This is a genomic window from Candidatus Binataceae bacterium (genome assembly GCA_035650475.1).
Classification (GTDB): domain Bacteria; phylum Desulfobacterota; class Binatia; order Binatales; family Binataceae; genus JAKAVN01.
Window position 1 is genome coordinate 25,743 of sequence record DASRHP010000007.1, and the last position, 24,592, is coordinate 50,334.

A 24,592-nucleotide genomic window follows, 5' to 3' on the forward strand; every position below is an offset into this window, starting at 1 on the left:
CATCAGGCCGCCGCACCCCGCTGCCGCGCGGCTTGTGACCGATCGCGCATCGCCAGCGCGTCCGCGCCGCGGCCATCGAGCGTGAACCAATACGCCGCCAGCCACCCGGCGCACATCGAAAAAGTACCGCCTTCGCCGAGCGTCAGGCGCAGCGCCGCACCCGACGGTAGAACGTGGCCAATTACACACTCCCAAAGCAGGATGAGCAGGTAGCTGAGCGCGGCCCACCGAAGCGCGCGGCGGCTCCCCACGCCGCGCGCCGCGGCGCCCGCGATTTGCGCGAACGGGATCAGCATCAGGACGAGGTCGTAATCCCACGCCACCGGAAGCAAAAACACGGAGGTCGCGATCCAGAGCGAGAATACACGCCGGTCGGGATCGGTCCGTTCGCCGTAGGCCATCGTCGCCTTCAACGTCGCGGCAAGCGCGCCCAGGTCGACCGCGCCCACGATTATGTATCTGACGAGTCTCGGCGCGAGCGCCGGAGCAGGACAAACCGCCCATAGCGTGCGCGCAACGAATGCGCGAAGCGCAATATCATGTTCCCACCAATGGCCGGTCAGAAATGATATTGATGATACAAAGGACCGTATGTTTGCCGATCCTGCGCAAGCGGCCGTAAGCGCGCCGCCGACGAGCAGGCCGGCGATCGCCCAGCCCGCGACCCGCCATCGACGCTGAAGCACCGGATAGCCAATCACTACGAGCGGGAAGATACGCAACAACGCCGCTAACGCCAGCGCCAGCCCGGCTTCGGCGTCGCGTCCGCGTTCCATCCAGCGCATCGCAAACGCCAGCAGCAGCAGCAACGGAAGTTTGCTCTGTCCCATCCAGAAATGCCAACCGACCGGCGGATAGAGTATCGCGAGTCCTGCGAGGGCCGCCGCCAGCGCAGGATCGAATCTCGATACGTGACGCAGCAACAACAGCAGGGTGGCGGCAAGGCAGAAGAGATTGATTCCCTGCCAGGCCCAGTAGGCGGTCCACAGGGGGAGCAACGTAAGCGGCTCGAACAGGAGGAGGAAAGTCGGCGGCTCGCTGCCGCGGCTGATGTCGTGCAGGTCCGCGCCGTTTGCGCGCGCCGCTTGCGCGAGGTCAAGCGTGTAGGGGTTGTGTCCCTCGCGCATTGTCTGCGCGAGCAAGTAGTAAACGGCGAAGTCTTCCTGGGCGGCGCGCCGCTCGCGCCGCATCGCGCCCGCCAGCGACGCCGCCGCGACGAGGATAAACGCCCACAGCAGCCCGACGGCGCCGATCTGCGCGAGCGCGCGGATACCGCCGGGCAGCTCGCCCGCGCCTCGCCGTTGACAGGTGTCGTCCACTCGCACAACAGCCTATCCGCGGCGCTTCGCTCAAGACATGGGTTCTGCAGCGAGCGTCCCCGACGGGATTTGAACCCGTGTTACCGACGTGAAAGGCCGGTGTCCTAGGCCGAGCTAGACGACGGGGACGGAGAGGAAGGCACTGACTTGCGGCCGCGTGCGCGACCGTTCGCCGAGGCTACCAGAGGCGGAAGAAGCCGGGCAAGCATACGCGCCCATCTCCGGCGCGATTTCGACAATCCGAGCGCCAGGCGCGCGCCGCGCGCGGCCGTTATTCGATTCCCGCGGCGCCCTGCGAGGCCGGCGACGACGAACCCCCAGTGGCGCCCGGCGCCGGCGCGCCACCCGCGCTCGGCTGCTGCACCCGCACCGACTGGATCGTATCGTCGGCCCCGTAGGTTACGTCGTAGATCGTCAGCTTCCGCTCCGTCATCGCAAGTCGCGCCTGGCGTATGGCGACCGAGGCTCCCATGCTGAAGACGGCGAGCGCGATGTTGCGCGGCCGGATCGTCGGATCGACGAATTTGGTGCCGTCCGGATTGAAGGCGTAAACGTCCTCGGGTTGCCCGGCGGCGTTGGTCTGGGTCGCGTTGGGCTCGCCGAAGGCGGCCTGCACCGCGCTGCGCGGTGTGCCCGGCTTGAGCACGTTGGGATCCAAATGGATCGATGTGTCCTTGAGCGTGACGCTCTGCCCGATCGCGCTCGGCTTGTAGTTGGTGGCGGGTTGCGGTTGAAACCGCACGCATCCGCCCGCGCACACAATAAGCCCCGCGAGCATCGCTGCCTTCATCTGCGCTCCTGTCCGGCGCGCGCCGCGTAGCCGGGGCGCGTGCGCCGCCCGGGTTACTCGAAATGCGCCTGGCCGACGATCTCGGCGACCGAGCGTTTGCCGCGCTCGGCGAGCAGCGCGTCAAGCTCGCGGTCGATACGGCCGAGCGCGCCGGCGCCTTCCTTGATCAGCGCCGAACCGACCTGGACCGCCCTGGCGCCGGTGAGATGGGCGACGTAGGCGTCGCGTCCGGTGTTGATTCCGCCCACCGCCACGACGTCGTAGATGCCCTCGCTTAGCCGCCAGAACGTATGCGCCTGGGAAAGCGGCCGCGCGCCGCCCTTGACCGTTGCGCTGGCGAGGTCGATTTCCAGGTCTTTGGGCAGATCGTTGGCGCACACCGCGACGCCGACGCCGATCTCCTTGAACATCTCGGCCAGCGCCCTGGGTTCGATCGCGCCCGGCTTGCCCGGCAGCTTGATCGCGAGCGCCGCGCCGATTTCTCCCCGCACCCGCCCGACCAGCGCCTTGAGCCGCTCGTAGGAAGCGAACGGGGCGACCGAGCTCATCACGTAGTCGTCAGCGAGGTTGAGCTCGACGATCCGCACGCCCGCGCGGTCGAGTGCGGCGGCGACCTTGACGATTTCGTCTTCGGTTTTGCCGACCACGCTTGCGATAATCACCTTGTGGCGCGGCACCAGCTCGCGCGCGATCGTGGCGAAGTGCTCGACGCCACGATTCTTGAGATTGTCGGGCGCCTCGAGGCCCGCCACGTTGCACGATTTGAAGACGAGGGCACCCTGATGGCGGGCGGCGAGCTCGAAGATCTCGCCGCGCTCGGCCGAATGCGGCCCCGAGGCGTTCATGATCGAGGAGCCGAGCTCGACGCCGCCCAGGCGAATCGCTGTCCGTTCCATGGGCTACTTCCTTATAGCGGTGGCGCGCCGCGGGCAAGCCGTGACGCCCGCGCGCGGTGCCCATCGCGGGCCGTTGTGGCGGCGGATGCGAGCGGCTAACTTCGTTCGCACGGGCGACGAGTCGCATCCGCGACGGTGCCCGCCGCAATTCGATGGAGTCGGTCACGATTCGCCGCAGCGTCTTCGATCAGATCGTCGCCCAGGCCGAGCGCGAGTTTCCCTTCGAGTGCTGCGGCTTTCTGATCGGCGGCGCCGGCGCCGAGGAAGTCCGTCCGATCACCAACATCCAGAACCGCAAGCACGCCGAGGATCCCGCCGCCTTCCCGCGCGACGCGCGCACGGCTTTCCTGATGGAACCGCGCGAGCACCTGGCGGTCCTCAAGGAAATCGACGAGCGCGGTCTCGCGCTGCGTGCGGTCTATCACTCGCATCCCGACCACGACGCCTATTTTTCGGCGACCGACCGCGCCCAGGCCTGTTCGTTCGATCCCGGCGAGCCCGACTATCCCGAGACGGTGTACATCGTGATATCCGTGCGGGCGGGGAAGTTCGCACGCGCGGCGGCCTTCCGATGGGATCCGGCGCGCAAGGACTTCGTCGAGACCGAGCTGAAGCTCGCCGACAATTAGCTAGGACAGCGCCTCGCCCGAGGCGGCCTCCAGCGTCAGGCCGCGGGTCTCGTCGATGAAGATCGCGAAGAGCGCGGCGCTCGGCAATCCGAGCAGCGCCAGGTAGCCGACCACAACCGACAGCCCGCCCATCGGGCCCGCGAGCAGCGCGACCGTGGTATGCGAGGCCAGCGCGCCGAGCGACATCGTGATCGACAGCCATCCGATGACGGTGCTGCGCAGCGCGGTCGGCAACAGCTCGGTCACCGCCGAGTTGGCGGCCACGACGACTCCGTTGCCCATGGCGGTGCGCCAGGCGAAGCCCGCGCCGAGCCATAGCGCGGGCAGCGCGAAATGCGCCGGCGGGCCCCAGTAGTACCAGAGCACGCCCATCGCGCCGAGCGGTCCGAGGATCGCCACCGTCGGGACGCGTCCGAAGCGCTCGGAGGCCCACGCGCCCAGCGAAAAACCGGCGAGCCCGATTCCGCCGCCGACGAGAATCAGAATACTGGTCGCGGCGGGCGACAGATGGACCACCGTGACCGCGTGAAAATACGTCCACGCGTCGGCGCCGGTTGACGAGACCGCGCCGAGCAACGAGCAGATCAAAAGCACGATCGCCCGCTTGCGCCACGGCGCGCGGAAAACCGCGTAGAAGCTGGTTCGAACGGTGACGCCGGCCGCCGCCGCGCGTTCCCATCGCCGGCTCTCCGGCACGATCCGCGCCATCGTCGGCCACAGCGCGATCCCCAGCGCCGAGAGCAGGAACAGTCCGCGCCAGCTCAGGGCCGTGCGCGCCAGCGCCGGCATCACCAGGATGCACAGTCCGCTGCCCATCGAGCCCGCCAGCGCGGCGTAGCTCTGCCCCTTGGCGCGCTGGTCCACCGGCAGCTCCTCGGCGAGCATCACCACCGCGCTCGCGATGGTCGCGCCGAGAAAGGCGAACAGGAAGGCCGAGGAGACGATCAGCCACCCCACGCGGGTCGCGAGCGCCGCGCCCAGCGCCGATATCGGCGTTCCCGCCATCGACCACAGCACGACGCGCCGCCGTCCGACCCGGTCGGCCATCCGCGCCAGCGCAAGCGCGCCGAAGGCGCTCAGCGACACCCAGGCGAAGGCGCGCGCGATTCCCGCCTGGTCGAGGCCGAAGCTCTTTGCGATCCACGGCGCGCCGGTTCCGAGGATCGCGATCGTGAAGCCCTGGTAAAACATCAGCGCGACCACGCATCGGATGACCCGTCGGATGCGCTCGCGGCCGGCCGGATCGTCCGGCGCGGAGGCGGGATCGGCCTGCTGCGACATTGCGTCGGCGAGCGGCGGCGAGAGCTCAGCCACGGCGGACTCCGGAGCGGCGCGGCGCCTGGCTGGCGGTCGTCAGTTCAAACACCGGGTAGCATTCGGCGATCGGGATGAACTCGGATTCGGCGGCGCCGCGCTTGACCGGGAAATAGCGCTGCACCGTAGGAGCGAAGCGATCGAGATAGGCCTTGAGCAGGGTGGACCGCTGCGCGGCGGGGACCTCGCGAACGACGAAATCTTCGCGCCAAGCGCCTTTGCGCAGTGCTATGCGTCCGGCGGCGCGGGCGTTGCGCACCCAGTTGGTTTCGCCCCGCGGTGCGACCAGGTAGCGGCGCCCGCCGGCTTCGAGCAAATCGACCGGAGTGGCGTATGGCCTGCCGCTTTTGCGCCCCGTCACTTCGACCAGGTAGTTGTGGCCGAGTCCGAGCCCCAGGGCGAGCGCGGCGCCGAAGAGGCGGTTGAAGAGGCGCTCGACGGCTGTCGGCTTTCGGAAATTGGGCGATTGAGGCATCGGAGTGCGGCGCCCGCGCGCCCGCGCCGCCCACATAATGACGGTTCGCCGCCAGCCGCGATAGCGCGCGGACTAGCGTCGGCAGCGCGCGCCGAGTTGCGGGCGCGCGCGGACCGCGGCGGGCGGCGGTTTGACAAATGAACGTTCATTCATTAAGCGTCAGGGAGGACGCGCTGGTCGTCGCCGACGCACCAATGGCCGAAGCGCTGAAAACCCTGCCGGCGCAGGACGAGAAGCTCGCGCGCGCGCGCCGGCGCCAGATCTTTCTCGCCGCCTGCCGCGTGCTCGAACGCAAATCGTTTCACGAGGCCACGGTCAAGGAGATCGCGCTCGAGGCCGGCCTCGCCGCCGGTTCCATCTACGTCTATCTCCAGAGCAAGGACGACATCCTGCTCCTGCTCGCCGACTCGATGGTCGCCGAGTTCGCCGAGACGCTGCCGCAGATCCGCAGCCGCGCCGGCGGCGAGCCGCGCCGCGAGCTGCTCGGGATGATGCGCGCGGTGCTCGACGTCGTCGATCGCTACCGCGAGGCGTTCAGCGTGCTCAACCAGGAAGTGCGCTACCTCGCCCGCCGGCCGGCCTACCGCGGCGCGCTACGGCGGATCGTCGGCGGCTACACTGCGGCGATCGAGGATGTGCTCGCGCGCGGGCGCAAGCTCGGCGTGATCATCTACGACGACCTGCGCAGCGTGGTCGAGGCGATCCATATGCTGGTCTCGGGCTGGGCGGTGGGCGCCGACTACCTGGGCAACACGGGCAAGGAGATCTACTGGCGCCAGATCGCGGCGCTGGTCGAGGGCCGCTTCTTCGCCGCCGAGGCGCGCGAGGGCGACCAGGCCTGATTTCTGGAAGGGCGGTACGCGCAAGGATGGCATTCACCGATCGCCGCACCCTCGAAGGCGTTTACTCGGTCCGCCAAAGCGCCGGCTTCATCATGAACTACCGCTACGCCGAGGAGCGGATGATGCGGATGATGGCGGGCTGGATCGCGCTGACACCGGAAATCCCGGTCAAGCTCGAGATGGCGCGCCAGGTGTACGAGTGCGCGCTGCACGCCGACGCGCTCGGCAAGCGGCTGGGCGAGCTGCGCAGTCAAGCTCAGGTCTCGCGTCCGCCCAACGAGTCCTTCGTCGCCTTCATGAACGCGATCGAAGACAAGGAGCAATGGGAGGACACGATCGAGCGCCTGGTTGGAATCTTCCGCGTGCTCAAGCCTCATCTGATCGCTCATTACAGCGCTCACGTCACCGCCGCCAACCCAATTTACGAGCCGCCCACGCTGCGCATCCTCGCTCACCTCGTCGAGGACGAAAAGCGGCATGTCGAGCGCGGTCTCGTGCTGCTCGACGACCTGCTCGACAGCCCGGAGAAGCATCGCCGGGCCACCGCCTGGCAGGGCCACCTCGAAGAATTGCTTGCCGCCGCCGGCGGCGTCACCGGGTTCGAGCGCGATCGCGAGGAGCCGCGCAAGGCTGGACGAAGCTGATGAGTTTGCGGAGTTTGAAGGAGAAGGTTCCCGATCTGTGCGAGGCGATCGCGGCGCATGCGCAGGCCGTGCTTGAGCGCGACGCCGCGGCTGAACGCTTCCTCACCGCCGCCGCGCTGGAGGGCTACCGCAGCGCGCTCGAAGCGGCGTGGCAATGCGGCCCGTTTGACAGCGTCAGCACGCCCGCGCTTGCGCGGCTCGGCGCCCATTACATCTCGAAGCTGCGTTTTGCGGGTCCGCGCGGCAGCGCGCTGCTTCAGCTCCGATGGAAGCGCGAGGGGGACGGCCAATGGCGAATCGCAGAGGCTGAATATTTCCCGCCCGGGCGCTCGCCATGGACCGGCGTGGGGCGCCCGAAGCCGGCGGTCGTAATGGGAACAACCAATGCCTGATCTCGGAAACCGGGCGCACGCGATCGGGCCGCAGCCGATCGAGCCGCGGCTGGTTCCGCCGGCCGCGATGTTCGCCGCGGCACACCTGGTGCTCGACCTGTTTGCCGTCGCCGGCCGCGATGCGGGCAAGGGCGCGGAGCTGGAGGCGCTGGCGATGCCTAAGGTGCTCGGCGAGCTGCGCGCGCTGGTCGAGGCGATTGGCTCCCGGCCGTACGACCGTCACGAGATCGTCGTGCACGCCAAGGTCAACGCACATTACTATATAAAAGGCCGCCTGTTCGGACGCGGCGTGGAGCCGTTCACGCTCCAGATGCGGCTCGGCGAGCATCACGGGCGCTGGATGGTGTGGGAGGTCGCCAATCTGTCAGGCGGGCGCACCGCCTGGACCCGCTGAATGCTGGCCACTGGTAAAGACGCCAGGGGGTACCGCCATGCAGAGAATGATTCCCGTCGATCGGCTCGCGCGCCCGGACAATCATATCCTGGTCCCGGTCGATCGGATCCGCGAGGCGCGCATCGACCAGGGCCTGTCGCCCTCCAACGCGATGCCGTTCGAGGACGAGTTCCTCAAGGGGCGACTGCACGGGATCGCCACCGGCGAGTTGCAGGCGATGGAGGCGGCGGGGCGCACGCTGTTCGACTTTCCCGACGCGCCGTGGGAGTTCCAGCTCGACATGGCGCGCCAGGTGTGGGACGAGTCGCGCCACAGCGAGATCTTCACCAGGCTGCTCGAATACGTCGGCTCCTACCTCGGCGAGTTCCCCGAGAGCGAGATCCTGTGGTCATGCACGCAGATCGACGACCCGGCCTGCCGGGTGGCCGGAATCAACCGCGGCCTGGAGGGACTCGCCTGCGACGTCTTCGAGCAGATCATCCGGCTGGGGCAGAAGATGGGAGATCCGATTATCGAGCGCGCGGTCGATTACGTGCTGGCCGACGAGATCACCCATGTGCGGATGGGCTCGAAGTGGATGCGCAAGCTGACCGAGGGCGACCCCGAGCGGCTGCAACGCGCGCAGCAGTTCCAGGAAAACATCGACGCGCTGTTCAACTTCGACGGCTTTCGCACCTCCAAGGAGGAAGCGCCGCAGAATCCGCAGCTCCTCGGCGGCAAGCAGATCGAGTTCGACGCCACGCTTACCATCTCGCGCGAGACGCGCCGGATGGCCGGCTTCACCGAGGAGGAGATCGAGCGGCTCGTCAGAGCCGCCGCGCGCAGCGCGGCCTATTGAGCCGCGCGAGCTTGCCGCTGCCGCGCGGGCGCGCGAAAATCGCGCTCGGACCATCCGGCTCCGCAGAGCGAGGACGTACACAATGCAGAAGATGATCCCGGCCGACCGCCTTGCCCGCCCCGACAACTTCGTCCTCATCCGCGCGCGCCGGATGCGCGAGATCCGCGAAGAGCAGGGGCTCGACGACCGCGTGCTGCCCTTCGACGACGAGGCGCTGCGCGTGCGCTTGCACGGCATCTTCGCCGGCGAGTTGCAGGCGATGGAGGCGGCGGGGCGCACGCTGTTCGACTTTCCCGACGCGCCGTGGGAGTTCCAGCTCGACATGGCGCGCCAGGTATGGGACGAGTCGCGGCACAGCGAAATCTTCATGCGGCTGCTCCAGTATCTCGGCGCCCAGCCGGGCGACTATCCTGAGACCGAGATCCTGTGGCGATGCACCCTGGCCGACGACCCGGCGGCGCGCGTGGCCGGAATCAACCGCGGCCTGGAGGGGCTCGCCTGTGATGTCTTCGACCAGCTCATCCGGATCGCGCAGAAAAACGGCGACGAGATAATCGAACGTGCGGTCGATTATGTGCTGGCCGACGAAATAACCCATGTACGGATGGGCTCGAAGTGGATGCGCAAGCTGACCGAGGGCGACCCCGAGCGGCTGCAACGCGCCCAGCAGTTCCAGGACAGCGTCGATGAGTTGTTCAGCGCGCGCGGCGCGCGCCGGCCGATCGAGGACGTCGCCGGCGACTCGCAGACCATCACGATCGCGCGCGAGGCGCGCCTGCTGGCCGGCTTCACCGAAGAGGAGATCGAGCGGCTGATCGCGGCCGCCCGCGCCAGCGCGGTCTACTAAGGGGGTGCGCGCCGCCCTTAGCGCTGCTTATGGTCTGAAGCTACACTTATATCAGAGCTTTCTGACTTGGCGCTGAGCTAATCTGATGGTAGGCTGAGGGCCCCGTACTTTTCCGGCAACACAGGGCTGCAAGTTATTGGTGATGGAACCGACGACGACACATACGCTGGCTGACTTCCTCAAACCCTCCGCGCTGAAAAACCGCAACCTCGTCTGGCGCGATCGCGACGGACGGGTGGTCGCCGCCGACGAGCGCGCTATCGACCTCTCCCGGCTCTCCGCCAGCAACGGCGCGCCGGTCACCCTTATCGACCTCGGGCGGCGCGTGCGGCTGTTCAACTCCGACATGTCGAAGGAGCTGCGCAGCGTGGTGCTCTCCAGCGACCTCGTGCGGCTGTCCAAGGAGTCGCCGCAAAGCGTGGCCGGGATCGAAACGCCGCTCGGCAAGGTGATTTCCGACCACGGCCTGTATCTGAAGCTGCGGCCGGGACTTTCCGAGGTCGGCATCAACGACCGCAACGACCTGATCCTGCGCCACGACGAGTCCGACGGCGACGCCACCCGCGGCCCGGTGATCAATTCGGCCAACACTGTGATCGCCGGGCGCGCCGAGCGGCTGGTCACCCGCACCCGGCGCGAGGATCACGAGGCCGACCGCGCCGAGGCGCTCGCGTGGCTACGCGCCTTCGAGCTCGCCGACAAGCGCAAGACGCTGGTTTCGAAATTCCTGTGCGCAGGCGTGAGCTACGCGCAGTGCGGCAATGTGCCGTATCTCTACCGCACCAGCCGGCTCAACTTTTTCGCCACTCGCGACCCGGCGATGCTCAAGATGCGCGCCGACCTCGAAGAGCGCTTCCGCAAGGTCGGGCGCAAGCTGCCCAACGTGGAGATCATCTCGCTCATCGGCGTTCCGCGCAACGAGGCCGAGTACCGCGCCTTCCTGCGCCGCCTGCCCGCCAAGCATCGCCACACCCTCGGTCTGCCCTCGACGCTTGCGCGCTCGCGCTTCTTCGATCCGAAGAACAGGGCGGTGGTATCGTCGAACTTCGTCTTCTTCTGTCCGCTGAGCGACCTCGGCGACCGGGTCACCGTGATGACCGTCAACACCGACTATCACGGCGAGGTCAAGAGCCGCGGCGTGCTGTCGCCCCTGATGGCGATCATGTCGCTCATCGGAATCATCTCGGCCCACGCCGGCACCGCGGTGCAGAACAGCCGCGGCACCGCGACCACCTTTACCGGTCCCACCGGCACCGGCAAGACCACCGCCTGCACCTTCTGGGCCGAGAAGAACGAGCGCTATCGGCGCGAGGAGCTGCGCCGACGCTACGAGATCGACTTCGCCCGCAACCATTCGCCCGAGGCCGCGCGCACGATGGCCGAGGAGCTGATGCCCAAGGTCGGCATTCTGTGCCAGGAGGACTGGGTCGAGATCGTCCCCCATGACGGCGCCCATCGATGGGTTTTCTGGCCGACCGAACGCACCTGCTACGCGCGCACCGGCGGCTTTCCCGGCCTGCGCTTCGTGCTGGCCGAGAACGCGCCGCTGCTCGAGAACGCCTGCGCCGACTTCGGCGCCGCCGGCGACCCGGCCAAGCTCGGCCGCGTCACCCACGACTATTTCCCGGAGCGGCTCTTTTATGATCCCGACTGGAACCACATGCTCTACGACCGCTCGCCGCGCCAGATCAGCGCCAACGTCTTTCTCGAGCGCGACCGCGGCCTCGACTTCATCATCAAGCGCGTTACCCCGCAGGAGGGCGTCCATTGGCTGCTCAAGGGGCGCACGCCGCAGGGCAAGTTCGAACCGCTGTACAATGCCTACCCGGACTTTTCGGGCCTGCTGATGGCCTACGGCGTGGTCGGCGATCGGCTGGTCGAGGCGTACGAGGCGGCCAAGGCGGGCGACCATGCGGCGCTAGCCGGCGGCGACGAGGTCATCGGCCGCGCGCTCTTCGACAAGCTCAACATCCAGGTCAACCTGTGGCTGAGCCACATGGCCGACGTGCCGACGTTCATCGTCAACGGCGCGCCGGGGCTGGAGATCACCCAGGACGCCAACTGGTTCCTCTCCGAGTATCCCGACTTCTTCGATTCACGGCCGACGCTCGGCATCGACGAGTTCAAGGAACTGATGCGCGAACGTTATGGGGTCACCTACGGCGACCGCGGCCAGTGGACCCACATCACGCGTTGAGCCTCTGACAGTTCGAGAGCTCGCTAAAGCGCGCGCACGGCGGCCTCGACTCGGGCGCTTAGCGCCTCGTAGTCCTCGCCGCGGAGATCAATCGGCGCGCCGAAGGCGATTTCGACCCGTCCGGGCCGGACTATTTTCGCGCCGCGCGGCAGCACGCGGTCCACGCCGCGCAGGCGAATCGGCACCACCGGCACGCGCAGGCGCGAGGCCATCATCGCAACCCCCGGATGGAAGCGGCCGATTGCGCCGCTGCGCGTGCGCTCGCCTTCGGGGAAGATCAACACCGACCATCCTTCGCTTACGAGGTCGCCGATATGGCGGAGGGTCTCGCGCAGCCCCGCCGATTGCTGGGAGAGCGCGAAGCCGTTGAACAGCAAGGCGGCGAGATAGTACGCAGCGCTGTTGAGCAGCCGCCGCAGTGGCGGATGACGCTCCGGATGGAAATGCGCGTCGAAGAACTCCATCCACATCGCGGGCGCAGTCGCATAGCGAAAGCGCGTGGGCAGCGCGCTCAGGATGACCGGTGTATCGAGATGACTTTGATGGTTGGCGGCGAAGATGACGGGTCCGGCGACGCCGACGAGCGCCGCGCCGGCGCCTGGCGTGGCGCGCGCGCATAGCCGGGTCAACGGCAGGATCAATCCGGCCAGCATGATCCGGCGCACGGCGCTCGCGACAGCGCCGCGATTCCAGCGCATCGCGACCGCCGGTGCCCGCGACGGCGTCGGCTGCGCGAGCTGCGCCGCGAGGTCGCCCAGCCGCCGCTCGCCGCCGAAAGCGCGCTCGTCGAGCGTGACGTCGAACTCCTCCTCCAGCTCGAGCATCAATTCGACCTGTTCGAGCGAGCTCAAGCCGAGTTCTTCGAGCGTGGTCTCGGCCGTGATCGTGCGATCCGGGGCGTAGCGCCGAAGCACGTCGAGAATTTCGCCTGGCGCGCCGCCGATTGCCGCCGCCGGCGCTGACACGCCGCCCGCATCGACCCATTTCTGGATCGCCGGCCGTTTGAGCTTGCCGGTGCCCTCGGTGCGCGGCAGCGCTCCCGCCGTCCAGATCGATACACCGCGGATCTTCTGGTGTTCCTCGAGCTCGGCATTGGCGCGGCGGATTATCTCGTCCTTGTCGGCGCCGTCATCGAGCACGAGCACGGCGTGGACGCGCTCGCGGCCGACGACCGCACAGTCGCGCACACCGGCAATCCGGCCCAGCACGAGCTCGACGTCGTCAGGGAAGACCTTGAGCCCTTCGGGCGTGACAATCATCTCGTTCTTGCGCCCGCGCACGGTGAGATAGCCGTCGCGGTCGAGCGCGCCGATGTCGGCGGTATGGAACCATCCGTTCTCGAAGGCTCTGGAAGCGTCCGCGGGCGCGCCGACGTAGCCGGGCGTAACGATGTCGCCGCGCACGAGGATCTCGCCGTCGGGGGCGATTCGCAAATCGACGCCGGGCAGCGGCTTACCCACCGTTCCGGGCCGCAGATGGAACGGATGGTTGAAGGCGACGATCGGCGCGGTCTCGGTCAGGCCGTAGCCCTGCGCGACGAGGAAGCCGAGTGCGCGCCAGAACTCCTCGAGGCTCGCCTCCAGCGGCGCGCCGCCGACGACCAAGCCGACGAACTTCCATCCGAACAGCCGATGGACCCTGCGGTAACGCCAGCGGCGCACGAGCCACGGCGAGCGATCCTGCTTCAGATGCGCCAGCTCGGGAAACTCGCGCGTCACGTATTGCCGCAGCACCTGGAGCATTTTCGGCACCGCGACCAGGAACGCGGCGCGTTTGCTCTCGATCTGGCGCACGACCTCGTGCGGCGCGTAGCCGCGCATGAAGATCGCGCCCGCCGGCACCATCGGCGCAAAGAACATCGCCAGCGCCTGTCCGAACATATGGCTGAGTGGCAGCAGGTTGAGCAGCCGCAGCGGAAACAGCGGGCGCGCGTAGCGGCGGTACTTCAGCACCTCGCGTTCGATTGGGACGAGGTCGGCGACGAGGTTGCGATGGGTGAGCACGACGCCCTTGGGCGCCGCCGTCGAGCCCGAGGTGAAGACGATCTCGACGACGTCGTCGGGGCCGATCGCGGGCAACGGCCCGGGATCGGCCGTGCGCGAGAGGTCGACGTCGCCGAAGCGCCATACCGGGGCCGCCTCACCCAGGCCGACGCCGCGCACCTCGTCGCCAATCACGACTGCGCGCGCCCGGACCACGTTCTGGACGTTACGCACGACTTCGGCGGAGGTGCGGTAGTCAATCGGGACTACGACCACTCCCATCAGCAGACATCCCCAGAAGGCGGCCGGCCATTCGGGCCGGTTCTCCGACCAGAACAGCACCTTGTCTCCCTTGCCGATCCCTTCGCTTCTCAGGCGCATCGCGAAGCTGCGCGCAGCGCCCGCTATCTGCCGATACCGGTAGGTCCAATAGCGGTAGCCGTCGTCATGGATCACAGACTCGGCCGGCGAATCGGCGAAGTCGTTGAAGAAGTCGAGCAGTGTCGTGCGCACTTGAAGGGAATCGCCCGTTGAGTTTGTCTTCCTCAACTATGGACGCATTCACCGTGCCAGGCTCTGCGAAGGACGCGCATCAGTAGGTGCCCCTATCAGCGCCAACGAGCCGCGCGCGCATGTCTCTTACGGTGTCAGTTCGCACGCGCACTTGCGGCCCTTGCGCGCTTGCAAGATCATTCGCGCGCCCGCGATGATGGAATGTCGGGTGGGTGCGGCCGCGCGGCCGCGCGCTCGGCGATTGGTTCGAGGTTGAAATGGATACCCGGCCAGGCGCTCCCTATCCACTTGGCGCCACCTGGGATGGCGCGGGCGTCAACTTCGCGCTCTTTTCCGAAAACGCCGTCGGGGTGGAGCTTTGCCTGTTCGACGACGTCGGCGGCAACCAGGAGCGTGCCCGAATCGCGCTTTCCGAGCAGACCGACGGCGCCTGGCATATCTATATCGCGGGTGTCGCGCCCGGCCAGCGCTACGGCTACCGCGTGCACGGCCCGTACGACCCACAGAGCGGCCATCGCTTCAACCCGGCCAAACTGCTGCTTGACCCTTACGCGCGCGCGATCGACCGTCCGATTCCGCTCGACGACGCGCTGTTCGGCTACCCGGTTGGCGACCCCGACGCCGATCGAGCCAGGGACCAGCGCGACGACGCCGCGGTGATGGCCAAGAGCGTGGTCGTCGATCCCGGATTCGACTGGGAAGGCGATCGGCCCCCGCACATCCCCTGGAGCGAGACGATCCTCTACGAGGCGCACGTCAAGGGGCTGACCGCGCGCCATCCCGAGGTCCCGCCCGAGCTGCGCGGCACCTACACCGGCCTTGCGTCGGCGCCGCTCATCCAGCATCTGCGCGCGCTCGGCATCACGGCGATCGAACTGATGCCTGTGCATCAGTCGGCCGCCGCCAAACATCTCGGCGAGCTCGGCCTGACTGACTACTGGGGCTACAACTCGGTTGGCTATTTTGCTCCCGACCTGCGCTTTGCAGCGGACAAGAGCACCGGCGCGCAGGTGACCGAATTCAAGCGGATGGTAAAAGCGCTGCACGCGGCGGGGATCGAGGTAATCCTTGACGTCGTGTACAATCATACCGGCGAGGGAAACCATCTCGGCCCCACGCTATGCTTTCGCGGAATAGATAACGCAAGTTACTATCGGCTCAACCCCGAAAATCGCCGCTACTGCCTCGACTTCACGGGGTGCGGCAACACGCTCAACACGCGCCACCCGCGGGTTCTCCAGCTGATCATGGACAGCCTGCGTTACTGGGTGACGGAGATGCGCGTGGACGGCTTCCGGTTCGACCTCGCGGTGACGCTCGCGCGCGACGGCCAGACCTTCGATCGCTTCGCGCCCTTGCTGAGCGCGATCCAGCAGGATCCCGTGCTCTGCCGGGTGAAGCTGATCGCCGAGCCGTGGGACCTCGGCGAGGGTGGCTATCAGGCGGGCAACTTTCCGCCTCCGTTCAGCGAGCTCAACGGCAGATACCGCGACACCGTGCGCGAGTACTGGCGCGGCACCGACCAGACCCTGGCCGAACTGGCGGCGCGCTTCACCGGCAGCGCCGACCTCTACAGGGCGACCCGGCGTCGCCCCCACGCCAGTATCAACTTCATTACCTCGCACGACGGCTTCACGCTCAACGACCTGGTCTCGTACCGCGAGAAGCACAACGAAGCCAACGGCGAGGACAACCGCGACGGCGAGAGCAATAACCGTTCGTGGAACTGCGGCGCGGAGGGGCCGACCGAGGATCCGATAGTCACTTTCACCCGCAAGCGCCAGAAGCGCAACTTCCTTGCCACGCTATTGCTCTCGCAGGGCGTGCCGATGCTGCTCGGCGGCGACGAGATTGGCCGCACCCAGCGCGGCAACAACAATGCCTATTGTCAGGACAACGAAATCTCCTGGTTCGATTGGGAGCACGCCGAGCGCGAGATGTTGGAATTCACCCGCTACCTGATCGCGTTGCGCAAGCGCCACCCGCTGTTCAGGCAGGCCGACTGGCTAAGCGAGCGAGGCGTCGCGGACTCCCGCCCCTGCGGGATCGAATGGTTCAAGCCCGATGGCAAGGAGATGTCGGAGGAGGACTGGCGGAACGGATTCGCCAAGTCGCTTGCGGTATGGCTGGGCGGCGGCGTCTCCGCGCGTCAGCACGTGGTGGCCAAGCGCGCGGTGGACGACTGCTTCTTCATCATGTTCAACGCGCACTACGAGCAGCTTGCCTTTCGTCTTCCCGCGCTCGACTGGGGAAAAAAGTGGAGCCGGATTCTCGATACCGGGGAGCCGCTCCCCGCCGGCGACGGGCCGGTTTACTCGGCGGGCGAAACGGTGCCGATCTATGCGCGTGCGCTGATCGTGCTGCGCCGCGCGGCCTGAGCGCGCGCCGGCGCTAGCCCTGTTTTTCCAGCGGATGGCGGAAGCGGCGATCGGGATGGCGCACCGTGAGCACCGCGCATCCGGCCTTCTGCACGACGCGCTCGGCGACGCTGCCGAGCAGGACATGGGCCAGCCCGCTGCGCCCATGCGTGCCCATCACGATCAGATCGACAGCTTCGCTCTGCGCGGCGTGAATGATCTCGACGAAGGGCGCGCCGACGCGCAAGAGGCTGCGCGCCTTGATCCCGGCGTCCCGCAGCTGGGTTACAATCCGGTCGAGCTCGCGCTGGGCGGCCAGGCGCTGCTCTTCGGCGATCTGGTTCATCGCGCCGACGTCGAAGGCCGGGCCCAGCTCGCTCACCATTACCGGGGCCAGCGGCTGGTCCACGTGCAGCACAATGACCTCGGAGGAGAACTTGCGCGCCAGTTCCTCGGCGTAGCGCCGCGCGTTGACCGAGTCGTCCGAGAAGTCGGTGGCGAGAAGAATTTTGCCCAGTAGCGGCACAGAGCCGAAAGATACGCCCGCCGCCCGCTGCTTCGCAAGTGCGGGCAGGATAGATTCGGCGCATCGATACGCACTACAATCGTCTTGAGGGCAAGGCGCCGTGGCCAATCAGAAGCGCTCCGGGGCGATCGCGCTGCGCGATTTCGAACGCGCCTGCGATGAGCTGTTCGACGAGTTGTTGGGCCGCTGGCGGGGAGAATTCGCCGCTGCGGGCGAGCCCGCGATGGTGGTCGATTGCGGCAATCATTACGAGGTCCGGATTGCCGTCGAGGTCCCAGACCCGCGCACGCTGGCGGTCGAGATCAGCGGTTCCAAGCTGGTGGTGCGGGTGCCGGCCGGCGCGCTGCCGCCCGTCGAGCATCGGTTGACCTTCGCGCACCCGGTCGACAGCGAGCATATCAGAGCGCGCTGGGCGCACGGCGTGCTGACGATCCGCGTGCCCAAGGCGCAGGCGCGCCGGATCAAGATCGAGTGACCGCGGGAAAGGAAGGCGCGATGGCAGAGGGCGACGATCGCAGAACCGACTCGGGAGCGGCGGCGCGGCCGCCATTGGCGCCGGCGCCGCCGGCCGCCGAGCTCAGCGCCGCTGACTTGCGCGCGCCTTCGCCGCTGTCGGCGGATGAGCTGATGCGCGCGGCCGCCGGCCCGGACGCCCACGAGCTGCTGGGCCAGGACCGCGCACTCGACGCGGTGCGGATGGCGATTGGAATCGACGCCCCCGGCTACAACGTGTTCGTCAGCCGGCTCAGAACGCGGCGCGAGCGCGACGCGATCATCCGCCTGCTCAGCAAGCGGGCGGCGGCGATGCCGACGCCGGGCGACTGGGTGTACGTCAACAACTTTCGCAATCCGGAGTCGCCGACCGCGATCTACCTGCGCGCCGGGCAGGGCGCCGAGCTGCGCGAAGGAATGCGCGAGCTGCTCAGTTTCGTCATCGAGCAGCTGCCCAAGGCCTTTCGGCGCGAGGACTTCGACCAGGAACGCAAAGCGCTGCGCGAGAAGTACAACCAGCGCGCCCAGGAACTGATCAACCAGCTCGAAGCCAGCGCGCGCCAGCGCGGCTTCGTGATCCAGGGCGCGCCCACCGGCCAGGTCATATTCATCCCGCTCATCGGCGGCCGGATGCCCGAGTCGCCCGAGGAGCTGGCGCGCAAGATGCAGGAGCTGCCCGACGAGGAGCGCGAGCGGCTGGCCAGGGCGCAGGCCGAGCTGAGCGACCAGCTGATCACGCTCACCGTGCGCCAACAGGAACTGATGCGCGAGTTGATCGACGAGATTCGCCAGATCGAGCGCGCCTTCGCCGCGCGCCTGATCGCGCCCGCGGTCGCCGCACTCAAGGCGCGCTTCGATAACCCGGCGGTCGCCGCCTATCTCGATCAGGTGGTCGAGCACATACTGGGCCACCTCGAGCGCCTCCGTGAGATGGCCGAGCCGGCCGAGGGCGGGCCGCCGGTCCGCCGGGGCGAGCGTGCGCGTCTGTCCGAGTACGAGGTCAACGTGCTGGTCGACAACGCCGGGCGCAGCGGCGCCCCGGTGGTGGTCGAGGACGCCCCGACCTATCGCAACCTGTTTGGCACGATCGAGCGTTGGGTCGATCCGCTCGGCCACAGCGCGACCAACTTCACCCGCATCATCGGCGGCTCGCTGGCCAAGGCGCACGGCGGCTTCCTGGTCCTCGACCTCGACGACGCGATCGTCGAGCCAGGGGTGTGGAAGATGCTCAAGCGCACGCTCAAGACCGGACGCATGACACTGGAGACCTTCGAGCCGTTTCCATTCTTCATGGTTAGCGGGTTGAAGCCCGAGCCGCTCGAGATCGCGGCCAAGGTGGTCGTCACCGGAAGCCCCTTCCTCTACAGCCTGCTCTACTTTTACGACCCCGAGTTCGTCGAGCTGTTCAAGGTCAAGGCCGAACTGCGGCCGGTAGTCGCGGCCGACGCCGCCGGTGCACGCCATTACGCCGCGCGCGTCGCGGCGCTGGCGGCGACCGAGGGGCTGCCCGGCTTCGACGGCGGCGCGCTGGCGCGGATCGTGGAATTCGGGATGCGCGAGGCGGGCGATCGCACCCGTCTGCTCAGCATGATGGAGCCGATCGACGACCTTGCGCGCGAGGCGGCCTATTACGCGCGCGCCGCCAGCGCCGCCCGGGTCGAGGCGAGCCACGTCGACAAGGCGCTGGCTGAGCGCGTGCTGCGCCTCAACTTTATCGAGGAGGAGATCCGCAGGCTTATCGCTGAGGGCACGCTCATCGTCCATCTCGACGGCCGCCAGATGGGCCAGATCAACGGGCTGGCGGTGCTCGACGCCGGCGGCTACAGCTTCGGCCGTCCCTCACGGGTCACCGTAACCGTTGCGCTGGGACAGGCCGGCGTGATCAATATCGAGCGCGAAGCGCGGCTTTCGGGCTCGACCCACGACAAGGGCGTGATGATCCTCAGCGGCTTCTTCCGCCATCGCTACGGCCAGCAGCTGCCCGCCGCGATGACCGCGAGCATCGCGTTTGAGCAATCCTACTCCGGCATCGACGGCGACAGCGCAAGCTCAACTGAGCTCTACGCGTTGCTCTCGGCGCTCAGCGGGGTGCCGCTGCGTCAGGACCTCGCGGTCACCGGCTCGGTTGATCAGTACGGCACCGTGCAGGCGATCGGCGGCGTCAACGAGAAGATCGAAGGCTTCTACCGCGTGTGCAAGGCGATCGGGCTGACCGGCACCCAGGGCGTGCTAATCCCGCGCAGCAACCTGGCCAACCTGATGCTGGATCAGGAGACGGTCGAGGCGGTCGCGCGCGGCCGCTTCCATATCTATGCGGTCGGCACCATCGACGAGGGAATCGAAATCCTCACCGGCGTGCGCGCCGGCGCGCTCGACGAGCCGGGGACGATCAATTACCTGGTCAGCCGCCGGCTGCGCGAGATGTCCGACATCCTGCGCGAGCGCCGCTCCGACGAGGGCCGCGTGGTGCAGGTCGCGCCCGCGCCGCCGCCCGCGCCCCCGCCGCCGACGCCGCCCACACCCCCGCGCTGAGCGGGGCATTTGACCTCGCTCCGATGGCGGAATAGGAATGCTTCGGCAAGCGGCAGGCGTAGCGCCGACGCGACCCGATCCCGATGTCCCAGCCAGCTGCGGAAAGTTGCTTCGATGCCTATTGACCTGCGCTTCGACCCGGGCGAAGTCCCGCTGCTGACGGACTTCTACCAGCTCACGATGGCAGCCGCGTACTTCGCCAGCGGCTACAACGACAACGCCTGCTTCAGCATGTTCGCCCGTCGGCTGCCGCCCCGCCGCGGCTTCCTGGTGGCGGCGGGTCTCGAGCGTTTGCTCGAGGCGCTCGAGGAATTTCACTTCGACGCCGCGGCGCTGGAGTTCCTCGACTCGCTGCGCCTGTTCAGCCCGGAGTTTTTGGGCTTCCTCGGCAACCTGCGCTTCACGGGCGAGGTATGGGCGATGCCCGAGGGCACCATCTTCTTCGCCCCGGCGCCGATCGTCGAAATCCGCGCGCCACTTATCGAGGCCCAGCTGCTCGAGACGTTGGTGCTCAATCAGGTCGGCCTCGCCTCGCTCATCGCGAGCAAGGCGGCGCGCAGCCTGGCGGCGGCCGGCGGCCGGCGGCTTATCGACTTCGGCCTGCGCCGCAGCCAAGGCGCCGACGCCGGGCTGGTTGCCGCGCGCGCCAGCTATCTTGCCGGCTTCGCCGGCACCTCCAACGTGCTCGCCGGGCGGCGCTATGGGATCCCGCTGTACGGCACGATGGCGCACAGCTACGTGATGGCGCACGAGCAGGAACGCGAGGCCTTCGACAGCTATGTCAAGGTGTTTCCGCGCCTGAGCACGTTGCTGGTCGATACCTACGACACCCTGCGCGGAGTCGAAAACGCCGCCGCGGTTGCGCTCGAGCTGCGCCAGGCGGGCGCCAAGCTCCAGGGCATCCGACTCGACAGCGGCGACCTGCTTCAGCTCAGCCGCCGCGCCCGGCGTATCCTCGACCAGCGGGGACTCGCCGAAGTTCCGATCTTCGCCAGCGGCAATCTCGACGAATATCGGATCGCCGAACTGGTCCGCGGCGGTGCGCCCATCGACGCCTTCGGCGTCGGCACCGCGATGGTGGTCAGTGCGGACGCGCCGGCGCTCGATGTCGCCTACAAGCTGGTCGAGTATCGCGGCGAGCCGCGGATGAAGACTTCGACCGAGAAAGTCACGCTGCCCGGGCGCAAGCAGGTCTTTCGCGCCTGCAACGCCACCGGCGGCTTCTACGCCGATCTGATCGGGCTTTTCGAGGAGAGCCCGGCCAGTGCTGCGCGCGAGTTCCGTCCGTCGCCGGCCACGGTGCAGCCGCTGCTCGAACGCGTGTTCGCCGACGGCAGGCGGATGGCGCCGCGGCCCACGTTGAGCGACAGCCGCGAGCGCTTTCTGGAATCGTTTGCCCACCTGGAGCCGCGTTACAAGGACCTCGAACGTCCCGACATCTACCCGGTGCGTCCGAGCGCCGCGCTCAACGCGCTGCTGATCAGCGAGAAGCTGCACGCGGGACGCCGCCAGGGCTGAAGCGCGATGCGCCAGCGCAGCGAAGCGCGCACGACACTTATCCCTTCAGCCCGCCGATGGCGCGCCACGGCGGCGTGGAGTCACGCCGGCCTGTGCCTGATTCCGGCGGTGCCGAGGCATTTCGACTGGCTCCGGGAGAAAGCCGGGGGATGACCTTCGGACGGCCGTTTGGCGGACGAATGGCAAGCGTGTTTACGCCGCGCCGCGAGGCGCTCGCGTTGCTGGCGCTCGCGTTGGTGCTCGGCGCGTCTCTGCGTTTTTACCGGCTGGCGCACGGCGATCTCGGCGCGGACGATGGCGCCTCGTGGGCGGCGGCGTCAGCACCCGAGCTGCGCGCGGTAGTCGAAACCGAACACAACCTCGACCCGGGCAAGCTCGCGCTGTACGACATCCTGCTACACGGATGGATCGCGGTTTTCGGCGATGGGACGTTCGCGATGCGTGCGATGTCGGCGACGCTTGGCACGCTCGCGATTGTCCTGGTCTTCGCTGCCGTGCGCGAAGTGGTGCTCTCGTTCGCCGAAGATCCCTCCCGCGCTCCGGCCGCCGCGCGGGCGGCGCCGAAGGCGAGTGATGCGTGGGCTGAACACGGGGAAAGGGGGCCTACGGGGGATCTCGCCCTCCTTGCGGCAGCCTTCGCCGCCGTGCTTTACGCGACCAACGCCGGGATGGTGACGGCCGATCGCGCGGTACGGATGTATCCGCTGGTGATGGTGGCGGAGCTGTTGGAGATCCTGTTTTTCGTCCGCGCGCAGCGCCGCGGCGGACTCGGCAATTATGTCGGCGTCGCGCTCTGCACTGCCGCGATGATCGCCGCCAATTTCACCGCGAGCTTTCTGCTCGTCGCCGAGGGGCTGTGGCTTGTGGCTCTGCTAGCCGTCAGATCGACGGGCGCGCGCGCGGGCGGGCTTGCGATCTTGGGTCCGGCGGCGGCGCTTGCCGCGGGACTTTTGTTGCTCGCACCGATGATGCCGGATGCGGTCGCCTCTTCCGCCGCCGCGGTGCACGCGGGCGCGATCGACTGGCTCAGGCGACAGCCGATTTCGTGGCCCTACACGACCCTGCGCGGCGCTGCGGGCAGCCATCGGCTGTTTTGGATTTTTGTGCTCCTCGGAGCTTTGGGCATGCTTTGGAACTGGCCGGCGGAGCGCCTTGCCTGCGGCTTCCTCGGCCTCTGGATGGTGGGGCCGCTGGCCGCGGTGATGGCGGTGACCTACCTGATCCGGCCGTTGGAATTTCCGCGCTACGTGATTATCTCGTTCGTGGCGATGTTCGCCTTGGCCGGACTCGGCGCTGCCTCGATACGGCCGCCGGCGCTGCGAGCCGCGGTCGCTGCTTTGCTGATTTTCCTGTCCCTGCGCGCGTTGCATCGGTCGCAGCGCCATCCGCGCGAGGCCGCATGGGGCGCGGCGGCGGCGCTGGCCGAGCGGCAGGTGCCGCAAGGCGCGCGCATCGCAGCCTTCCCCGCCTTCGTTGTAAACGTTGTGCGCTACTACGTTCCGCCCGCGCGGCGCGCCGACGTGGTCGGTGTGCAGGGCGACTGCGGCTCGGCGCGAGTCCTCATCCTGGGCGGACGCGGGCTGTATCCGCCGCAGCAGATCGCCAGGCTGGAAGCCTGCTATCCGCACACCGTCGCGGTCCTGCACAAGGTGGAGGTGCGCGTACGCTGATTTATGACCGCCGGCGCGCCGCGGTGGCGCTGCTTGGCCTGGCGCTGATCCTCGGCGCGGCGCTGCGAAGCTGGCGCCTGGGCGCGGCCGACCTCAGCGCCGATGAGGCCGCGGCGTGGGCGGCCGCTGCGGCGCCCGACGTCGGCGCTGTAGCCGCGCGCCAGTCCGCGCTCGATGCCGGCAAGCTCGCCTTCTACGACCTGACATTGCACGGATGGATTCGGCTGTTCGGCGACGGCGTGGCCGCGATGCGCGCGCTGTCGGCGCTTCTCGGCGTGGCCGCGATCGTGCTCGCGTTCGCCGCCGCGCGCGCGGTGATGACCGTGCTGGGCGGCCCGCGCCAGGCGGAGCACGCCGTCCGCACCGGCGCGCTTGCCGCGCTGCTGGTTGCGGTCAATCTTGTTCTCGTCACCGAGTCGCGCACCGCGCGCATGTATCCGTTGGTGCTGGCGATGGAATTGGCGCAGTTGGCCTGCTTCGTTCGCGCGCAGGCCGACTGCCTAAGACCGGTTACCCGCGCCGCGAGCCTCGCAGCAACGGCGCTGTTCAGCGGGCTCGCGATCGCGGCCAATTTTACCGCCGCACTGCTGATCGCCGGCGAAGTGGTGTGGCTCGGATGGGCCGCGATGCGCCGCCGGGGCCCAGCCCGGGCACTGCATCTGGCGGCGCCGGCATTGGCGCTCGCGGCCGGGCTCGCGCTGCTCGCGCCATTCACAGGGGCTGCCGGGCGCACGGCGATGGGCGCGCTGCGCGCGGGAGCGCTCGCCTGGGCGCGCGCGCGGCCGCCATGGTGGCCGCTCCAGTTGATGCGGCGCGCGTCGGGCAAGGCACCCTTCCTGCTCTTTGCGCCGCTCACGATTTACGCGGCGTGGCGGATGGCGCGTGAGGAGGGCGGAGCGGCACTCGCGTTCCTGCTCTGCTGGACGGCGGTACCGCCGATACTGATGATGGCGGTCTCTTACACAATCACGCCGCTCGAGGAGACGCGCTACGTGATCGCCAGCGTGGTTGCTTTTCTGGTCCTGGCGGCGGTCGGCCTGGCGCTAATCGACGACGCCCGCATACAAATCATCCTGATCGTGCTCGTTCTGGCGCTGTCACTCGATCACGTCCGCCGCGACTTTCGCAAGCCGCAATTTCCGCAGTGGCGCGCCGCCACCGCGATTGCGCTCGCCGAAGCCGGGCCCGACGGCAGGATCGCGGTGGCGCCGGGCTACGCGGTGAACGTCGTGCGCTACTATCTGCCGCCGGGGGAGCGCGCTCGCGCCGACGTTGCCGACGAGGTGTGCGGGATGCGCCAGCGGGCGCTGGTGCTCGGCGGTAAGGATCTCCTCGCGCCGACGCGGCTGACGGAGCTCACCAATTGCTTTACGCTCATCCGGCGGCGGCTGCGCCTGGTCGAGGTCCGCACGCGATAAGCTTGAG

General features: G+C 68.1%; 21 protein-coding genes and 1 tRNA gene. 14 read left to right on the forward strand and 8 right to left on the reverse strand.

Annotation, left to right across the window (positions count from 1 at the left end; translation table 11 throughout):
- Nucleotides 1-2: 2 nt before the first annotated feature.
- The 4 genes from VFB33_04840 to VFB33_04855 form a co-directional block, all read right to left on the reverse strand.
- Nucleotides 3-1,325: a glycosyltransferase family 87 protein gene (locus tag VFB33_04840; GenBank protein ID HZO81000.1), complete on the reverse strand. Its 1,323-nt coding sequence runs from the start codon at nt 1,323-1,325 to the stop codon at nt 3-5.
- A 48-nt stretch (nt 1,326-1,373) separates the two neighbouring features.
- Nucleotides 1,374-1,448 (reverse strand) — tRNA-Glu (locus VFB33_04845).
- 142 nt (nt 1,449-1,590) lie between these two features.
- Entirely contained in the window at nt 1,591-2,109 is a 519-nt protein-coding gene (locus VFB33_04850; GenBank protein HZO81001.1) for a hypothetical protein, read from the reverse strand.
- 53 nt (nt 2,110-2,162) lie between these two features.
- Nucleotides 2,163-3,005, reverse strand: a complete 843-nt coding sequence (locus VFB33_04855; GenBank protein ID HZO81002.1) for a hypothetical protein — start codon at nt 3,003-3,005, stop codon at nt 2,163-2,165.
- A 152-nt stretch (nt 3,006-3,157) separates the two neighbouring features.
- Here VFB33_04855 and VFB33_04860 point away from each other — a divergent pair, with 152 nt between their 5' ends.
- Nucleotides 3,158-3,634, forward strand: coding sequence for a M67 family metallopeptidase (locus VFB33_04860; GenBank protein ID HZO81003.1), 477 nt, complete (start codon nt 3,158-3,160; stop codon nt 3,632-3,634).
- On the opposite strand, the gene VFB33_04865 is transcribed toward VFB33_04860, so the two are convergent.
- Both VFB33_04865 and VFB33_04870 read right to left on the reverse strand, forming a co-directional pair.
- On the reverse strand, nt 3,635-4,948 hold the full coding sequence (locus VFB33_04865; GenBank protein HZO81004.1) for an MFS transporter: 1,314 nt from the start codon (nt 4,946-4,948) through the stop codon (nt 3,635-3,637).
- Nucleotides 4,941-5,423: a nitroreductase family deazaflavin-dependent oxidoreductase gene (locus VFB33_04870; GenBank protein HZO81005.1), complete on the reverse strand. Its 483-nt coding sequence runs from the start codon at nt 5,421-5,423 to the stop codon at nt 4,941-4,943. The genes VFB33_04865 and VFB33_04870 overlap by 8 nt, the downstream gene beginning before the upstream one ends.
- A 137-nt stretch (nt 5,424-5,560) precedes the next feature.
- Between VFB33_04870 and VFB33_04875 the strand changes: the two genes are divergently transcribed.
- The 7 genes from VFB33_04875 (at nt 5,561) to VFB33_04905 (ending at nt 11,577) form a co-directional block, all read left to right on the forward strand.
- Nucleotides 5,561-6,265 carry a TetR/AcrR family transcriptional regulator gene (locus VFB33_04875; GenBank protein HZO81006.1) on the forward strand — a complete coding sequence of 235 codons (705 nt, stop codon included), beginning with the start codon at nt 5,561-5,563 and terminating at the stop codon, nt 6,263-6,265.
- 26 nt (nt 6,266-6,291) lie between these two features.
- Nucleotides 6,292-6,909, forward strand: a complete 618-nt coding sequence (locus VFB33_04880) for a hypothetical protein (GenBank protein HZO81007.1) — start codon at nt 6,292-6,294, stop codon at nt 6,907-6,909.
- Nucleotides 6,909-7,301: a hypothetical protein gene (locus tag VFB33_04885; protein ID HZO81008.1), complete on the forward strand. Its 393-nt coding sequence runs from the start codon at nt 6,909-6,911 to the stop codon at nt 7,299-7,301. The genes VFB33_04880 and VFB33_04885 overlap by 1 nt, the downstream gene beginning before the upstream one ends.
- Nucleotides 7,294-7,695 carry a hypothetical protein gene (locus VFB33_04890; GenBank protein HZO81009.1) on the forward strand — a complete coding sequence of 134 codons (402 nt, stop codon included), beginning with the start codon at nt 7,294-7,296 and terminating at the stop codon, nt 7,693-7,695. The genes VFB33_04885 and VFB33_04890 overlap by 8 nt, the downstream gene beginning before the upstream one ends.
- A 37-nt stretch (nt 7,696-7,732) precedes the next feature.
- A complete protein-coding gene (locus VFB33_04895) occupies nt 7,733-8,533 on the forward strand; it encodes a DUF455 family protein (protein ID HZO81010.1) in 801 nt (266 codons plus the stop codon).
- 52 nt (nt 8,534-8,585) lie between these two features.
- Entirely contained in the window at nt 8,586-9,380 is a 795-nt protein-coding gene (locus VFB33_04900; GenBank protein HZO81011.1) for a DUF455 family protein, read from the forward strand.
- 142 nt (nt 9,381-9,522) lie between these two features.
- Nucleotides 9,523-11,577 carry a phosphoenolpyruvate carboxykinase (ATP) gene (locus VFB33_04905; protein ID HZO81012.1) on the forward strand — a complete coding sequence of 685 codons (2,055 nt, stop codon included), beginning with the start codon at nt 9,523-9,525 and terminating at the stop codon, nt 11,575-11,577.
- Between the two features lie 23 nt (nt 11,578-11,600).
- Here VFB33_04905 and VFB33_04910 read toward each other — a convergent pair whose 3' ends face one another.
- Nucleotides 11,601-14,072, reverse strand: coding sequence for an AMP-binding protein (locus VFB33_04910; GenBank protein ID HZO81013.1), 2,472 nt, complete (start codon nt 14,070-14,072; stop codon nt 11,601-11,603).
- A 257-nt stretch (nt 14,073-14,329) separates the two neighbouring features.
- On the opposite strand from VFB33_04910, the gene glgX reads away from it, so the two are divergent.
- Nucleotides 14,330-16,450 carry a glycogen debranching protein GlgX gene (gene glgX / locus VFB33_04915; GenBank protein HZO81014.1) on the forward strand — a complete coding sequence of 707 codons (2,121 nt, stop codon included), beginning with the start codon at nt 14,330-14,332 and terminating at the stop codon, nt 16,448-16,450.
- A gap of 13 nt (nt 16,451-16,463) precedes the next feature.
- On the opposite strand, the gene VFB33_04920 is transcribed toward glgX, so the two are convergent.
- Complete coding sequence (locus VFB33_04920; protein HZO81015.1) at nt 16,464-16,955, reverse strand: universal stress protein; 492 nt, start codon at nt 16,953-16,955, stop codon at nt 16,464-16,466.
- 100 nt (nt 16,956-17,055) lie between these two features.
- On the opposite strand from VFB33_04920, the gene VFB33_04925 reads away from it, so the two are divergent.
- The 5 genes from VFB33_04925 to VFB33_04945 all read left to right on the forward strand — a co-directional run bounded on the left by VFB33_04925 (nt 17,056) and on the right by VFB33_04945 (nt 24,585).
- Nucleotides 17,056-17,430 carry an Hsp20/alpha crystallin family protein gene (locus tag VFB33_04925; protein HZO81016.1) on the forward strand — a complete coding sequence of 125 codons (375 nt, stop codon included), beginning with the start codon at nt 17,056-17,058 and terminating at the stop codon, nt 17,428-17,430.
- Between the two features lie 20 nt (nt 17,431-17,450).
- Nucleotides 17,451-19,979 (forward strand): ATP-binding protein, encoded by a 2,529-nt coding sequence (locus VFB33_04930; protein HZO81017.1) that lies wholly within the window; start codon nt 17,451-17,453, stop codon nt 19,977-19,979.
- Between the two features lie 114 nt (nt 19,980-20,093).
- On the forward strand, nt 20,094-21,497 hold the full coding sequence (locus VFB33_04935; protein ID HZO81018.1) for a nicotinate phosphoribosyltransferase: 1,404 nt from the start codon (nt 20,094-20,096) through the stop codon (nt 21,495-21,497).
- 149 nt (nt 21,498-21,646) lie between these two features.
- A complete protein-coding gene (locus tag VFB33_04940; GenBank protein ID HZO81019.1) occupies nt 21,647-23,167 on the forward strand; it encodes a hypothetical protein in 1,521 nt (506 codons plus the stop codon).
- A gap of 23 nt (nt 23,168-23,190) precedes the next feature.
- Nucleotides 23,191-24,585 (forward strand): hypothetical protein, encoded by a 1,395-nt coding sequence (locus VFB33_04945; protein ID HZO81020.1) that lies wholly within the window; start codon nt 23,191-23,193, stop codon nt 24,583-24,585.
- The last annotated feature ends 7 nt before the right edge of the window (nt 24,586-24,592 follow it).